The sequence below is a fragment of the Paenibacillus psychroresistens genome (genome assembly GCF_009728935.1).
Classification (GTDB): domain Bacteria; phylum Bacillota; class Bacilli; order Paenibacillales; family NBRC-103111; genus Paenibacillus_AC; species Paenibacillus_AC psychroresistens.
The window spans coordinates 6,580,308-6,596,336 of the sequence record NZ_CP034235.1 but is presented as its reverse complement, the minus strand read 5'-3'; the positions used below and the strand labels follow the sequence as shown (position 1 = coordinate 6,596,336).

General features: G+C 40.8%; 11 protein-coding genes. 10 read left to right on the top strand and 1 reads right to left on the bottom strand.

Going from position 1 to position 16,029, the window contains the following annotated elements:
* The first annotated feature begins 9 nt into the window (after window positions 1–9).
* The 5 genes from EHS13_RS29845 (at window position 10) to EHS13_RS29825 (ending at window position 3,808) form a co-directional block, all read left to right on the top strand.
* Window positions 10–1,281 carry a phenylacetate--CoA ligase family protein gene (locus EHS13_RS29845; protein WP_155703870.1) on the top strand — a complete coding sequence of 424 codons (1,272 nt, stop codon included), beginning with the start codon at window positions 10–12 and terminating at the stop codon, window positions 1,279–1,281.
* Between the two features lie 38 nt (window positions 1,282–1,319).
* Complete coding sequence (locus EHS13_RS29840; RefSeq protein ID WP_155703869.1) at window positions 1,320–2,342, top strand: bifunctional 3-deoxy-7-phosphoheptulonate synthase/chorismate mutase; 1,023 nt, start codon at window positions 1,320–1,322, stop codon at window positions 2,340–2,342.
* Between the two features lie 50 nt (window positions 2,343–2,392).
* Entirely contained in the window at window positions 2,393–3,013 is a 621-nt protein-coding gene (locus tag EHS13_RS29835) for a 4-hydroxybenzoate synthetase (RefSeq protein WP_155703868.1), read from the top strand.
* Window positions 3,006–3,308 carry a hypothetical protein gene (locus EHS13_RS29830; protein ID WP_155703867.1) on the top strand — a complete coding sequence of 101 codons (303 nt, stop codon included), beginning with the start codon at window positions 3,006–3,008 and terminating at the stop codon, window positions 3,306–3,308. The genes EHS13_RS29835 and EHS13_RS29830 overlap by 8 nt, the downstream gene beginning before the upstream one ends.
* Window positions 3,309–3,514: 206 nt before the next feature.
* Entirely contained in the window at window positions 3,515–3,808 is a 294-nt protein-coding gene (locus EHS13_RS29825; protein WP_155703866.1) for a hypothetical protein, read from the top strand.
* An 8-nt stretch (window positions 3,809–3,816) separates the two neighbouring features.
* On the opposite strand, the gene EHS13_RS29820 is transcribed toward EHS13_RS29825, so the two are convergent.
* The gene (locus EHS13_RS29820; protein WP_155703865.1) at window positions 3,817–6,093 is read right to left on the bottom strand and encodes an AraC family transcriptional regulator; all 2,277 of its coding nucleotides are present in this window, start codon (window positions 6,091–6,093) and stop codon (window positions 3,817–3,819) included.
* A 251-nt stretch (window positions 6,094–6,344) separates the two neighbouring features.
* On the opposite strand from EHS13_RS29820, the gene EHS13_RS29815 reads away from it, so the two are divergent.
* The 5 genes from EHS13_RS29815 (at window position 6,345) to EHS13_RS29795 (ending at window position 16,015) form a co-directional block, all read left to right on the top strand.
* Complete coding sequence (locus EHS13_RS29815) at window positions 6,345–7,268, top strand: ABC transporter permease (RefSeq protein WP_227013593.1); 924 nt, start codon at window positions 6,345–6,347, stop codon at window positions 7,266–7,268.
* Between the two features lie 57 nt (window positions 7,269–7,325).
* Window positions 7,326–8,207, top strand: coding sequence for a carbohydrate ABC transporter permease (locus EHS13_RS29810; protein WP_155703864.1), 882 nt, complete (start codon window positions 7,326–7,328; stop codon window positions 8,205–8,207).
* Window positions 8,208–8,270: 63 nt separating this feature from the next.
* Window positions 8,271–9,842, top strand: coding sequence for an ABC transporter substrate-binding protein (locus EHS13_RS29805; protein WP_155703863.1), 1,572 nt, complete (start codon window positions 8,271–8,273; stop codon window positions 9,840–9,842).
* Window positions 9,843–10,086: 244 nt separating this feature from the next.
* Window positions 10,087–12,450: a glycoside hydrolase family 95 protein gene (locus tag EHS13_RS29800; RefSeq protein WP_227013592.1), complete on the top strand. Its 2,364-nt coding sequence runs from the start codon at window positions 10,087–10,089 to the stop codon at window positions 12,448–12,450.
* Between the two features lie 13 nt (window positions 12,451–12,463).
* Window positions 12,464–16,015: a discoidin domain-containing protein gene (locus EHS13_RS29795; protein ID WP_155703862.1), complete on the top strand. Its 3,552-nt coding sequence runs from the start codon at window positions 12,464–12,466 to the stop codon at window positions 16,013–16,015.
* Window positions 16,016–16,029 lie beyond the last annotated feature (14 nt).

Below are 16,029 nucleotides of genomic sequence, written 5' to 3'. Positions count from 1 at the left end.
GGTAGCCTTATGACCGACAGCAGTAGGGAGCGGGAGGAGAAGTTCAAGGATTTATTAATACGCCTTGCTAAATCCCCTCTGTACAAGGATAAATTATCGCCATATAACCTGGATAGCATTGGATTAGACCGCATACAAACACTGCCGTTGACAACAAAAGATGATCTCCGGAAAGCCGGCACTTTCGGTCACCTTGCCGTTGAAATGAAAGAGATTGCGCAATACCACGAATCAACCGGTACGACAGGAGAGCCTTCTGCTTCCTGGTTTACTCAAGAAGATTTGAGGATTGGCGGAAAACAGCTGAAAGAATGCGGTGTTCGCTTAATAGCGGAAGATCTTGTGCTGATTCGTTTTCCCTATGCATTGGCACTACCCGCTTTCTTAATGCAGCAAGCAGCATGGCAGTCGGGAGCAGGGGTGGTTCCAGCAAGTGGTCGTACTTTAGTAACGCCATATCCGAGAGTGCTGAATCTTATGAAGCGTCTTCGAGTCACTGTGATGGCGGGACTGCCACGCGAAATGGAACTGCTGGCCGAGACAGCGCGTCTAGTTGGTTCCGTTTCGAACAAAGATTTTCCAGCACTGCGGGCTATTTGCGTTGCCGGTGAATTGATGAGCGACAAGCGCAGGGAACATATAGAAAAACTGTGGGGCGTGCCTGTATATAATATGTATGGTTCGACGGAAACAGCTAATATCGCTGCCATGTGTGAATATGGTGCGATGCATATCGTGGAACAGGATTTTTTCGTGGAAGTGCTGAATGAAGACGGTTCAGGTCCGGTTACTCAGGGTGAGAGAGGGTTTGCCGCGATTACAACACTTTCCCATCAGGGTTCTCCTCTGTTGCGATACTTTAATGAAGACATTATCTCTGTTGAACCTTCCTTGTGTGCTTGCGGTCGATTAGTAGGAAAACTGGTGCACTACGGTAGAAGTAAAGATCGAATTGTTTTCGGTGAAACCATTCTCGACGCCTTGGATATCCATGAAGCCGTATATTCGTTGTTTCCTGCTCCAGATGCTTGGAAGGTGTTGGAGCAAGAGAACGGGCTGCACTTTCTTCTTGATTCTCATGAGTCTGGAAAATGGCCAGAGGAGTATATCCGTTCTCAATTATCGTATAAGCTGCAAGTGCCTGTCACTATAGAGATCATTGCCGACTCAATGTTGCTCGATCGTGCTGCTCTCGTGAGTTATGTTTCGTCGACAAAGCCGGTATATATTCAAAAGCTTGATCGAAGCGGGCAATCGAATCATACGGCAGATAAGGAATAAGGAGATTAGTTAGCCAGGATAAGAAGGGAGTGTTCGTCATGAACGAAAAATTGCAACAATTACTATCTCAAATGGATGGAGTTAACCGCCAATTGCTCCAGCTGCTGGGCGAACGGGCACGTATGGTCAATGAAATTGTTGAAGAAAAGAAAAGTCAGGGCATAGCGGAAGAGGAGTCAATTGGCGACCAACAAATACTAATCGAGCTTGCAAAACATAGCTTGGCAATTCCTCAAGGAAAAAAAGCTGCTGAAACAGGCCGCAAGCTGCTCGTTAGTCGCCATCATAAGAATGAGGATACGATCATCCATATCAAAGGCACCGAATTCGGAGGTTCCTCTCACGTTACTGTCGCCGGTCCTTGTTCAATCGAATCTAGAGATCAGCTTCTGACGGTTGCGGTCGCTTTGAAGAAAGCGGGAATTACGGTCTTGCGCGGAGGTGCATTCAAACCGCGAACTTCTCCGTATGACTTTCAAGGGCTCGGCGAAGATGGCTGGAAAATCATGAAGGAAGTTGCTGATGAAATTGGCATGGTGACTATCAGTGAAATCATGACTCCTTCCCAAATCGATATGGCAGCTCGTTATATCGATATCTTTCAGATTGGTGCCCGCAATATGCAGAATTTCGATCTGTTGAAAGCCGTCGGCCAAACCAAGAAACCTGTACTACTGAAGCGCGGCCTTTCCGCAACGCTGGAGGAGTTCATTCTTGCCGCAGAATATATCCTATACAACGGCAATGACCAGGTTATGTTAATCGAGCGCGGGATACGTACCTTTGAAAAATGGACTCGAAATACGCTAGATATTTCTGCAGTTCCCCTATTGAAACAGGAGACTCATCTTCCGGTACTTGTGGATATTAGTCATGCCACCGGCCGTAAAGATATCCTGCTTGCTTGCGCGAAAGCTGCTCTAGCTGCAGGCGCCGACGGGATCATGGTCGAAGTGCACTCGAATCCAGAGGCTGCACTCTCTGATGCGAAGCAGCAGCTCAATATGGATGAGTTTAGCACATTCTGGAAGGGGCTCCGCGATTCGGGCTTGTATCATTGACAGTGTCGCGAAGTGGCACGAAAAGACATTCGGTTAATGGAGGAGAGTGTATGACAGATATAAATTCTATTAGCAAGGACTCGCAGTATGAAGATGAGGCTTTGGAATTTTTACACGGGTTGATATTCGATATTCTTTTGGTGACGGACGGACGTACGACGGATATTCTGGAAACATTGTTGAATGAAAAAGTACTCGTTACTGTGATTCGACAAGAGCAAATCAATGAAGAATATGCCGATCTTCTGGGTGAATCGTCCGGCGCTCCGTATTATATTAGAGAATCTATCTTAATAAGCGAAAAGAGCCACTTTATTGTATCTCACAATATTGCACTTGTCATTTCGAAGCATGTGCCGCCTTCTTTGTTTGAGAAGATTGCGCATCAACAAGAAGGGATTGGAAAGTCAATTAGCTCTATTGGTTTGCAATCATTCAGAAAGCTGGTCGACTCCGGATATAAAAGTGAGGAAGAAGCTGTCGATTTATTCCAAAAGCCGATCAAGCTGCGTTTTCCAGAGCTGTGCCATAAAGTTCCTTACAAGAGATACTCGATTTATTTCGGACTTTTACCAGGGATTCAGATGCTTGAATATTTTAATCCGGATGTCGTCAGACGCCGTTTGAAACAAATTATCAAAAATAAAATTGGAGGGATGAATCATGAGTGACGAAACGACAAAAAAGCAGAAGCTAGCAAATAAGATATTAAAGATGGTGGAAAAAGAAAAAGTAAAAGCAGAGAAGAAAGCAATGAAGCAATTAAAGAAAGCGGAAGAAGAAAAAGTAAAAGAGCAGGAGCGCCTTGAGAAACAAACACTGAAAGAGGAAAAGAAAGCAAAAGAGCAAGCAGAAGAGCAAGCAGATGAACAAGCAGATGAACAAGCAGAAGAGCTAGCAGAAGAGCAAGCAGAAGAGCAAGCAGAAGAACAAGCAAAAGAGCAAGCAGAAGAGCAAGGAGATTAATATAAGGCTTGTATGCTGAGACTGCTCCCCTGGAATTCGCTAGGGGAGCGGTCGTTTAGTTTTTTCTGTTAATTAGGTGAGTGTCCTCGATATTATGGGTACATGCATATAGTTCGGAGTAATTCCACTACTGTCCATTCCCAAGGTACAAATCAGTACATAAGAATATGGAGAAAGTAGTGAGACATGAACTGGGAGGGTTAAATATGGATAATCCTAAAAATGAATCAGATGAGATTCCGAAGGAAGCTACGGAAGCAGATCCATCAGCAACAGAAACGGAGACAGATCAGGATTGGAAACAGTTTATCCATGCAGAACAAGAAAAATTTCAAAATCGGGAAAAAATGGAGCAGAATCCTATAATCAAAGAGGGTGAATCCTCAGCTGAAATACTTGCTTCCATCCTAGTAAAGATTCCAGTTAAACGTATAGTGGAATCGGCGGTTGAATTCCTTAATAAGAAAGTATCCAAATCAAAGAAAAAGTCTAAAAAGTGATCTAGCCCTTATTGTGAAGGGTTATTTTTATTATTATTCTTCGCATTGCTTCTATATTGATTAGGGGTTACTCCATAAACCTTTTTAAAGAGTGTGAAGAAATGACTGCGACTTAGAAAACCTGATTTTTCCATAATATCATTAATGGTCTCTTCCGTATTGGCAATCATCTCGCCTGCATTGACTAATCGAACGTTATTGATATAGTCTGTCATTGAGATTAGACGATGTTTTTTGAATAGCTTGCCCAAATAAGAGGCAGATAGATTAACCTTTTCTGCAATTGTATCAAGCGATAAAGCCGGATTTGCAAAGTCTTTATCAATGATTGAGGTCACATCTTCTAAAAGCTTAATATATTTGTTGTCTTTCTTCGATTCCAACTCAATAGATAAAGATTCAAACAAACTATAAAAGTCGGTTTGGATTTTTTCCAAGGTTTCAATTTTTTGCAGCTTAGCCAGATAAATATTTAGATTGAAATTTACTTTTAGCGAATGATTGGCTTCTAAGACTTCAATGGCAGAGCGGATGGACAATAGCAAGCGAATCAGCACGGAATTGAGAATGGTAAAGCTATACTGTGAAGCATTTTGGATAATATCCGATAATGCTTTTTCGGCTTCGATATGCTGGCCTTGGATAAGGGAATCTGTCATTTTTTTATCCAGCTCCTGTGGATACTTATAGTTCTCATCGAACTTTATATTTAAATTTTCTTGGAAAATCAGTGACTTATAGCCAAAAATCAGTCTGTAATAAGATAAATCTAATGTTTTTAAATATTGGTGGTTCAGCTCGTGCAAGGTTTCAAAGGCTTCACTAGATGTGAACGAAATCGAAAGATTCAAGAATTTTTGGGCATTTTCTTGAATTTCTATAATTAATGCAACCAATTGTTCATTTTTTGACGGTAAGCCAGGCAAGCTATAGTTGATTAAGACAAGTATTTGATCTTCTTCTATATCAATGCACTCATGCTTATATACCTTGGAGAAAATTTCAGAAACGATATTATTTAGCCCATATTTCAATAAGCCTCGATCTGTAAGGTTGAAGTTGGCATTGAATTCGGCAAAATGATCGAGTTTGATTAAAACCATGAGAAACGAATCCTTCGGCTCGAGCATAATATTATATTTGTTAAATTGCTTTTGGATTCCTTCAACCGAATGCAGACCTTCCGTATTAACCATTTTTCGCAAAAAGTTTTGTTTCTTGTAATAATAATCATTCTTTTTCTCAGATTCTAGGATGTTGTAATTTTGAATGACTAATTTAATAGGGAGATAGAGCCTGCGGGAAAAATAAAACGACAGGATAAAGCTGCATAGAATGAAGATTAAAACAAAAAGATAAGTATTATGCTTCATTTTATTAATATCTTGAACAATGTAAGGATACGGTGTAATACTAACTAATTTCCAATCAAATACATCTGTAGCTGTATAGGTTACAAATGAATCTACACCATCGACATCCATCCGCAGATAACCTGCTTTTTCTTTAGAGGCATTGATCGCTTGGATGTAATTTGTGTTGCTTATGTTTGTTGAAATCGGATGCAAAGAGTCATCTGATAGCAGTTGGCCGTCATGGTCTACAATAAATGTCCGATTATGGCCGCTTTGTCCAGATGTGCTGATGCTTTCTCTAAGCGATTCTTCGGATATATTGAGAATAATCGCTTCACTCACTTTTCCACTTTGAACTTGAGAGTCGAAGAAAAGATAGGAATAGACATAAATGAATTGCTTAGCTTCTGCATCTTCTAACTCACTTATCGCATTTGGGATCTTTCTAAGCACCATACTATGCGATTTAATGTGGTAAATGTCATCTAGAGTAGTGAATATCCCACTATCCATGAAGTTGGAACGATCATAAACAAAGCGTAAACCAGGATATGCGTAAATATTATGACCATTATAGATATATATAGATTGCAGGAAAGGATAAATGTTTTTATAAGAAAGTAATTTGTCCTTGTAAGTGGTGTATTTATCTGAATCAACATCTGAATATAAGAGATCTGTTATGGTATTGTCGAAGAATGCAGTGGTTGCAAGTGAATTGGCAGTTCGCTCCATAACGCTAACGTTGCGGCTTGTGTTCTGCAGGTCTGTTTTTTGCTGATTGTAGACCATAGAAAGTGCGAATTTCTCGAAGTTTTTAGTTAAAAAGGAAGATTGCACAAAAATCACTAATACAGAGCTCAATAAGAAGGGCATTAATATCGATAAAAACAGCTGGAATGGGTTTTTCAAGATGAAATTTTTAAGCATGTTTGCAGCTCCTCCTAATTGAAAATATTACTCTATGTAATAAAAAGAATTCAAAACGAATGAAATAAAAGCAAAAAACGCGAATTACAGTACAAAAACATGCTTTGAGAACTCCAAATTTGCTCGAAAAAGAACTAATTTATCGATTTAGAAATTGTTTGTTTGCCAAAAGGAGGTTATAGTTTGGGACATGAAACAACGATTGATGGAAAAACAAAAATGAAGAAAATGGGTTAGAGGGGTGAAGCACAGTGAACAAAAAGAAAGGATTCATGTTTTATCAAAATTATAGAAAAAATATACAATTGAGTATGTTAGCGCTTCCAGCCATTCTTCTAATATTTATATTCTCGTATATCCCAATGGCAGGCGCATTCATTGCGTTTAAGAGCATTAACTATGAACTTGGCTTATTTCACAGCCCATGGGTAGGCTTCGAGAACTTTAAATTCTTCTTCACTTCAAGCGATGCTTGGCTGGTAGTAAGAAACACGCTTTCCTATAATATCATATTCATCGTAGTTGGAACATTCCTTTCTGTCGTATTCGCTATTCTTCTAAATGAAGTTCTCAGTACTAAACTAGTAAAAATTTATCAAACGATCTTTTTCTTTCCTTATTTCTTCTCGTGGATCATTGTAGCGTATATGGTATTTGCCTTCATCGGGCCTTATGGAATCATATCTATGGCGATGGCAAAAATGGGTATCACAACCGAATTTTATACGACAACCTGGATATGGCCTTTCTTGTTAACTTTAATTAATATATGGAAGGGTCTGGGCTACGTCAGTATTATCTTCTATGCAGGTATCTTGGGTATTTCACAGGAATACTTTGAAGCTGCTGCGATTGATGGGGCTACTAAATTCCAAATGGTCCGCAACATTACGATTCCACTGTTAATGCCTTTAATTATGATCCTATCCTTACTATCTATTGGTAAAATATTCTACTCGGATTTTGGTTTATTCTTCTTCGTTCCACGGGAAATTGGCCAGCTGTACCCTGTCACGCAGGTTATTGATACCTATGTTTATCGGATGCTAAGAGTTTCAGGAGATCTGGGGATGTCATCTGCGGTTGGTTTATTCCAATCTACAATGGGCTTTATTGTAGTTATGCTTAGCAACTATGTCGTGAGGAAAGTAAATGATGAAAACAAAATGTTCTAAATAGAGCTTGATCGTATGAACGAAGTTTTCTATTGATATCACTAAGGAGGTGGGAAAATGTTGCTTAAGAAGATATTGCCTCAGACACTAATTAATACATTGTTCATCTTATTTAGTCTCTCTTGTATAATCCCACTTATAGCTATAATCTCGATTTCATTCTCGAATGAAACGGAGATTATGAAGAATGGATATAAGCTGCTTCCGCAATCATTTGATCTTAATGCCTATGCTTATATTTTATATAAACCCCTGCAAATATTAAATGCATTTAAAGTTTCGCTTTTTATAAGTGTCTTTGGAACCTTCATTTCAGTGCTGATTATGGCAGGAATTGCTTATCCCTTGGCACGTGAAGACTATAAATGGAAAAACAAGCTTAGCTTCTACGTGTTTTTTACAATGTTGTTCAATGGTGGGTTGGTTCCAACTTATATCTTAATCAGCAATTACCTGCATTTGAAAAATACGATTTGGGTGCTGATCCTGCCCTATTTGGCAGCTCCGTGGTTTATTCTAATCCTGCGCTCTTTTATGCAGAAGATTCCGCACAGTATCATCGAATCCTGCATGATAGATGGTGCCAGTGAATTTAGAACGTTTTTTCAAATTGTTATTCCGCTTGCCAAACCAGGACTTGCCACTGTCGGATTATTTACACTTCTGACGTATTGGAATGATTGGTGGCTGAGCCTGCTTTATATAGAGAAGGAAAGCTTAGTACCCTTGCAATTTATGTTATATAGGATGATGAACAATATTCAGTTTCTAACTAGCTCGTCGAATCAACTGCCGCCAGGAATGGTGAATGCAGTGCTTCCTTCAGAATCAGCGCGTATGGCAATGGCAATCCTTGCAGCTGGGCCTATGCTGCTAGTGTTTCCATTCTTCCAGAAGCATTTCGTTCGCGGTTTAACAGTTGGCGCAGTTAAAGGGTAGCTTATTAATGGAGTCAACTCCATTGTAAGAATAGATCAAAACACTATAGAGGAGGATTCAACTATGTTAAAAGGATCAAAGTTTTCAAAAGTGGGGATCGTTGCAACAATTATGGTATTGGTTCTAAGCATGCTGCTTTCCGCATGTTCCAAAAAAGAAGCTACTACAGAAACACCTGCTGCATCAGTAGCAGCAACTGCAGCAGCGACGGCAGCACCAGCTGAATCAGCAGCACCAGCAGCTTTACCTGAAGTTAAATTGACATGGTACTTCCCAGGGAATTTCCCACAACCAGAGCAAGATAAAGTATTTGAAGAAGTCAACAAAGTCTTAAAAGAAAAAATCAATACTACAGTTGATTTCAAGCCAGTTGGTTTTGGAGAATATGAGCAAAAAATGCAAGTTGTAATCGCCTCAGGTGAAGCTTACGATTTGGCATTTACTTCAAACTGGATCAACAATTACACCTCAAATGTTGCTAAAGGCGCTTTCTTACCTTTGGATGACTTACTTGTTAAATATGCTCCGAAGTCATTCGCTTCCGTTCCAGAAGCGTTCTGGACAGCTACTAAAGTAAAAGGAAAAATTTACGGATTTGTGAATCAACAAATCTCTGCAAGAACGCCTGACGTCGTTATTCCTAAATCATTGGTGGATAAATACCAGCTTGATACAAGTGCAATTAGCGGAAAACTTTCTGTTGATAACTTATCTGCGCTTGAGCCGTTTATTCAAGCCGTAACGAAAGACGATCCAAAGAAACCGTTTATTACAGCTCTTAGCCAATTTGGAGATGGATTTAATTTTGAAACTATTGCAGGGATGAATGTTCCAGGGGCAGTCGTTTATACGGATGATACTCTTAAAGTAGTTAATCAATATGAATCTGCTGAAGTTATGAAATTTGCTGCTTTAATGAGAGATTGGAATAAAAAAGGATACTTGAACGCAAGTGAGCGTATTGCCAAGAAACTTGATAACAGCCAAGACGATTTAAAAGCTGGTAAAGCAGGCGTAATTATTGGTGGTGCTTATAAACCAGGTGTTGAAGTTGTTATGGCGGCACAAGCCGGATATCCTACAGTTGATATCCCAGCGGGGCAAGCCCACCTTACTACAGGCGGAATTATTGCTACGATGCATGCAATCAATAGAAATTCGAAAAATCCAGAAAGAGCTATGATGCTGCTTGAGCTATTGAACACGGATGCTGATCTTTATAACCTTCTAAACTTCGGAATTAAAGACAACCACTTTAAAATTGATGCAGACGGTTTCATGGTTCCTGGAGATAACAGCAAAGCATATGCTCCAAACGTGCCTTGGATGTTCGCTACGAATTACCTTGCATTTGTAGACAAAGGAATGCCAAAAACAGTTTGGGAAGATACTAAGAAAGTTAACGCTGATGCAGTTCCTTCCAAATTATTAGGGTTTACATTCGATGGTACTCCAGTTAAAGCTGAAATTGCTAAAACTAGTGCAGTATACGATGAGTACTACAGAGCGATTGAACTAGGTGTTGCTAGCGAAGCTAAATATACGGAATTCGTTGCAAAACTGAAAACAGCTGGATCCGACAAGGTTATTGCTGAAATGCAGGCACAAATCGATGCTTGGAAGGCTACGAAATAAGCTGAGTTACTAAATGAGTTGATCTTCAATCATCTTCATGGATTGAAGATCAGCTTTCATTGTTATTAGGAATTTTCAAGAACAATATAGGTTTAATGTTAAATTACATATGTCTCGCATTAACATCAAAGAATCAGTTTTACATAAGTTTGTTAAATTTTATTAATAATCGTACATGATATATTATAAATGCAGAAAATGATTTACATGATATGAAAACATGGGCTAAACGAACGGAGGAACTATGAGTTTTAATCACAGAAATTTATCGAAAAATATGTATCCTTCATCCTTTTGGGGAGCTAAATGGAAAGAAGCCATACCTGTAGGCAATGGAGTAGTAGGTGCTTCGGTATATGGAGGTGTGTATAAAGAAACGGTATTGCTGAATCATGCGGATTTATGGACTCAAGGCATTACAGCTGAGCTGCCTGACGTAAGCGACAAACTAAGATCTACACGTGAGCTGTTAGCTCAAGGGAAAGCTGAAGTCGCAGATCATGTTATTGCACAATCCTTGAAAGATGCTGGCTATAACGCTGAACATGCGCTGCCGCTGCCTCTAGGCGATTTGCATATTATCATGGATCAGAGTAAAGGCTTTGAGGATTACAGCCGGACGTTGGATATGGAAACAGGGGAGGTTTCCGTTTCCTGGTTGGAAGGAAGGATTAGATATGAACGGGTTTTGTTCGTTTCAAGATCAGATGATGTCATCATATATGAGCTGAGTTGTTCAGAGCCGGATCATATTTCTTGTATCCTGAAATTTGATGTGCATGGCAATGGTGAGCCAGAACAATTTAAAACGGCTTTGGAGAGATCATTGTCAGAGAGTAAGCAATCATATGGCGAAGATAATTATCTCTATTACGCTGTGAAGAATGATAATGGTATGGATTTTGGAGCAGTAGCTAGAGTTGAGCTTGATGGCGGAAGTATTACGAATAAGAATGGATCCTTGCAAATCCAAGAGGCTAATCGTGTTCTGATCTACATTCGATTGTTCGTGAATGGTGCCAGACAAGAGTGCTGGCAAGAATTAAAAAGTGGATTGAACAGCATGACTTCTGATTATTTCACTTTATTGGAACGGCATGCGAGTGAGCATTCTCGCTTATTCCACGCGATGAAGTTTAATCTCCATGCGCCCGATAGAGATCGATATAATGAAGAATATTTGATGGATGCGTACAAGGGCAAGCAATCATTGGCGTTGATGGAGAAAATGTGGTCATTTGGCCGCCATTTGCTGATCTCCAGTACTCGGGAAGGCGGTCAGCCTTGCCATTTGTATGGCCTGTGGTGCGGCGAATATAACGCGCTTTGGGCATTTCATATGGTCAACTTGAATTTACAAATGATTTATTGGCAAGCGTTAAGCGGCAACATGCCTGAGCTGCTGCTCCCAGTATTTGATTATATGGAAGATAAGCTGGAGGATTTTCGCACTAATGCCAAACGCTTATTCGGCTGCCGAGGGATCTTCGTTCCTGCGCCGACGACACCTGAATCAGGTTTGTTGAAGATTACATATCCACACATTATCCACTGGATATCAGGTGCGGGCTGGATTGCTCAATTCTATGTGAAATACTATCAATATACATTGGACGAAGATTTCCTGCGACAACGGACTTTGCCCTTTTTATATGAAACTGCTTTATTCTATGAAGATTATTTCACGATTGGCGAGGATGGCTTTATTGTCATAAGTCCCTCCATTTCCCCTGAAAATACGCCTAGTAATTACGTGAAGCAGTCGAATCTAGATGGGTATGAGTCTGGCGGAGTTATGGAAACGACGATGAATGCGACCATGGATTATGCAGTAGCTAAGGAAGTATGGACGAGCTTAGTAAATTTGGCTCCAATAGCAGGTATGTATGGAGATGAAGTTGCGAAATGGAATGAAATGCTGGCACGTATTCCAGCTTATCAGACCAATGAGGATGGAGCTATTCGGGAGTGGATGCATCCGGGCTTTGACGACAATGATCAACATCGCCATTTGGCGCATATCTATCCGTTATTCCCAGGCTCAGAGATCGATATGGACAGCCCTCCAGGGCAGTATAATCCGTTCGTTAAAGCCGTGGATAACCGGGCAAATGATCGTACGCTAAGAGAGCAATGTGCATGGTCTTTCATGTATATTGCCAATGCGTATGCCCGTATGGGGAAAGGAGAGGAAGTGATTAAAAGCTTCGAAAAGCTAAGCAAAGCCAATCTATTGAGCAACTTATTTACATTATGCAATGATTGGCGCGATATGGGACTGACTTTCGAGATGCCAGCAGCGCCATTTCAAATTGATGCGAATATGGGCTGGTGCGCTGTTGTTCAAGAAATGCTGGTGTTATCCTCACCAGGGAAAATTCGTGTTCTCCATGCTTTACCGCAAAGCTGGAGCCAAGGTAAGGCAGGCCCGATGCTGGCACACGGCAGTATCGAAGTTACACTTGAATGGGATTTAAGCAATAAGGAAGCTCAAGTTGAATTATGCGCAACCAAGATAGACCAGACTATTGAGTTGATTGTAGGTGATCAAAGAACAAAGATTGAGCTCAAGGCTCAAATTCCAAGTGTGTTTAAATACGAATTATAATGGAGGAATAAGGATGAAAAAGTTATTTTCGCATGTTCTAGTTGTCTGTATGCTGTTCACCATGGCCAACTTGATAAGCTTTTCACAAAATGCTTCCGCAGCCGTCCAAGCTACTTACTATGTATCACCTACAGGCAGTGACACCAACCCAGGCACGCTAGCCCAACCTTTTCTAACCATTGGGAAAGCTCAAACCGTAGTTCGTACGATCAATAGCTCTATGACAGGAGATATCCTGGTTTATCTTAGGGGAGGAACCTATGCACTCTCATCGACCTTTACCCTTACTTCGCTGGATTCGGGAACCAATGGCTTTAATGTCATATATAAAGCCTACACCAGCGAGAATCCAGTTATAAGCGGGGGAACTCCAATTACAGGCTGGATACTGGATGATTCTATAAACAATATCTATAAAGCAAATGTAGGAACCTCACTGAATACAAGACAGTTATATGTGGATGGTGTTAGAGCCATACGGGCAAGAGGGCTGGACAATCCCGCAGGCTTTACCATGACAACAAACGGATATACTTTGCCATCGACGGGTACCTACGCCAATATGGCGAGCTGGGGCAATAAAAGTGAGATTGAAACGGTAAATAAACAAAGCTGGATGAGTAAAAGATTTGGCTTCAGTACGATTACGGGAACAGCTGCAATAATGAAAAACCCGGGATGGACAGATGCGACCATTAATGGCAATAGTCGCGGAAGTATAAGCTGGATAGAAAACGCTTATGAATTATTGGATTCAGCTGGAGAATGGTACTATAACCGAACAACAGGATATATGTTCTATAAGCCGCGTACCGGAGAGAATATGTCCACTTCGACTTTCATTGCTGCTAAACTGGAAACTTTAGTCAATGGCGCTGGAACACTGGCTTCGCCAGTTACTAATATTCAGTTTGACGGGATTACCTTTGCTTATAATACTTGGCTTGAACCAAGCGGCAATAACAGCTATGCAGATTTTCAATCGGGAGTCGTGTATCGTGACCTTGGTGCAGCATATACAGAACATCAATGGAGTACTAATCAATATAAGACACCTGCTGGTGTAACCTTTAAAGCGTCAAAAAATATTGTGATTAAGAACAGTACGTTTACTCATATGGGTAACGCAGCCTTGAATTTTGAGTACGGCAGCCAAGACAACCAGATTGATTATAATACGTTTTCGGATATTTCGGGAAATGGAATTAACATAGGCGGTGTAGATGTTGCTGACCACCACCCGACCGATGCAAGAGTAATTGTGAAGAATAACGTGGTGTCTAATAACACGATCACTAAAATCGGTGTTGAGTATTTAGACAATGTCGGAATCTTTGTTGGTTATTCGGAAGGTACTGCGATCACGCATAATAAACTTTACGATTTACCTTATACAGGTATTTCTGCAGGTTGGGGTTGGGGATTTATAGATACTTTGGGAACATCGGTTGCCAAGAATAACGTAATCGATCACAACCTTATTTATAACTTTAACCATACTTTGAATGATGGCGGGGGAATATACACCCTAGGCAGTCAACCTGGATCCGTTGTGTATAGCAATTATATTTATGATGATAAGAACCAATATGCTTTTCTTTATCGAGACAATGGCTCGTCCGGTTTTTTTGATTCAAACAACGTCTTAAGTAAGCAGAACTCAGGCACAAACAATTGGTATTATACGAATCCGAATCCTGCAGGTTATTTTTCAGCGCATGACAACAACGCTTATTATAACTACTATTCATCAGGAATGAGTACTTATCAGACTGGCGGAACCAACGTTGCAGCGAATAATACGGCAGTTGTGAGCGACGCTTGGAATTCAACTGCACAAGCCATTATTGCAAACGCTGGCGTAGGCGGCGGTGATGGACCAACACCTAATTTTCAAGTTCCAGGCAGCACGACTTCCGTTTTACTCTCACAAGGTAAAACAGCTACAGCATCATCCTTTGCTTCAAGTACGTTTGATGCCTCCAAGGCTGTAGACGGCAGTACTACTACACGCTGGACACAATCCAGTGGAGCGGCAAACCCGACATGGTTGAAAGTAGACTTAGGCGCTAATTATTCGGTTACAAGTGTGATTTCAGATTTTTACGTTGCTTCAAGCAGCGGAAATAAGTACAAGATTGAGTATTCAACGGATGATGTTAATTACACGATGTATGCAAACAAAATCGATAACTTCAAGGTAACAGGTGCGGATTCAAGATCAGCAGTTACAGCCAGATATATGAAAATCACGTTTGCGGATACTCAAGGACTGGATGCTTCGCTGAAGGAATTTAATATTTATGGAGATCCAACACCGATTATGAGTCCTATTTCTCAAGGGAAAACGGCGACAGCATCTTCTAATTATTCAACTATATATGATGCAGCCAAAGCAGTTGATGGCGATATGGCATCCAGATGGGCACAAGTCAGTGGAGGTGCAGATCCGCAGTGGTTAAAGGTTGACTTGGGAGCGAATTATACGATTACCAGCACGAACACGAATTTTCATTTGCCTTCAGGGCTTGGCATGAAGTACAAAATTGAATACTCAACGGATGACAGTACTTATTCAATGTATCTGGATCATACGGGAAGTTATGCAACACAATCCTCTGTTACGGATACGAATGCAGGCTCCATTACCGCGCGTTACATGAGAATCACGTTAACAGGAACACAAGGGCAAGGAAGCAGCCTCTATGAGTTTAAGGTGTTCGGAAGCTCAGGTGCGCCTTCGGTTCCGGTTTCTCAAGGTAAAACAGCCACAGCTTCATCGATTTATTCTGGCACTTATGATGCTTCTAAAGCTGTGGATGGAAGTATTTCAACAAGATGGGCACAAGTCAGTGGCGGGTCTGATCCGCAATGGCTGAAGGTTGACTTGGGTGCCAATTATACGATAACCAGTACGAATACGAATTTTCATTTGCCATCGGGACTTGGGATGAAGTACAAAATTGAATATTCATCTAATGATAGTACCTATTCCACTTATTCCGACCATACAGCAAGCTATACGACACAAGCGTCTAACACAGATACCAATGCGGGCTCAATTACAGCAAGGTATATTCGGATAACCCTTACAGATACACAGGTTCAAGGCAGCAGTATATACGAGTTTGCCGTGTATGGAAGCCTGAGCAGCACACCGGTATTGCTCTCACAAGGTAAAACAGCTACCGCTTCTTCAACTTACTCCAGTACTTATGATGCTCCTAAAGCTGTAGACGGCAACTCTGGAACTCGCTGGGCACAAGTAAGTGGTGGGTCAGACCCACAATCGTTGAAAGTAGATTTAGGCTCCAACTACTCTATCAGCAGTGTGAATACGACATTCTATCAACAGTTGGGATTAGGGGAGAAATATAAAATCGAATATTCAACAGATGATAGTACTTACAGCATGTATTACGACCATACCGGAAGCTTTACGACCCAAACCTCGAACACGGATACCAATGCTGCTTCGATAACAGCCAGATATATGAGGATTACATTAACGGCTACGCAAGCTCAGGGCAGCAGCATTTATGAATTTTCTGTTTATGGTCAATAGGTCTATGGTCAAAA

Excerpts from the sequence above, each read along its gene's own strand:
- EHS13_RS29845 (WP_155703870.1), top strand. The coding sequence starts at position 10 with ATGACCGACAGCAGTAGGGAGCGGGAGGAGAAGTTCAAGGATTTATTA.
- EHS13_RS29840 (WP_155703869.1), top strand. The coding sequence starts at position 1,320 with ATGAACGAAAAATTGCAACAATTACTATCTCAAATGGATGGAGTTAAC.
- EHS13_RS29835 (WP_155703868.1), top strand. The coding sequence starts at position 2,393 with ATGACAGATATAAATTCTATTAGCAAGGACTCGCAGTATGAAGATGAG.
- EHS13_RS29830 (WP_155703867.1), top strand. The coding sequence starts at position 3,006 with ATGAGTGACGAAACGACAAAAAAGCAGAAGCTAGCAAATAAGATATTA.
- EHS13_RS29825 (WP_155703866.1), top strand. The coding sequence starts at position 3,515 with ATGGATAATCCTAAAAATGAATCAGATGAGATTCCGAAGGAAGCTACG.
- EHS13_RS29820 (WP_155703865.1), bottom strand. The coding sequence starts at position 6,093 with ATGCTTAAAAATTTCATCTTGAAAAACCCATTCCAGCTGTTTTTATCG.
- EHS13_RS29810 (WP_155703864.1), top strand. The coding sequence starts at position 7,326 with ATGTTGCTTAAGAAGATATTGCCTCAGACACTAATTAATACATTGTTC.
- EHS13_RS29805 (WP_155703863.1), top strand. The coding sequence starts at position 8,271 with ATGTTAAAAGGATCAAAGTTTTCAAAAGTGGGGATCGTTGCAACAATT.
- EHS13_RS29800 (WP_227013592.1), top strand. The coding sequence starts at position 10,087 with ATGAGTTTTAATCACAGAAATTTATCGAAAAATATGTATCCTTCATCC.
- EHS13_RS29795 (WP_155703862.1), top strand. The coding sequence starts at position 12,464 with ATGAAAAAGTTATTTTCGCATGTTCTAGTTGTCTGTATGCTGTTCACC.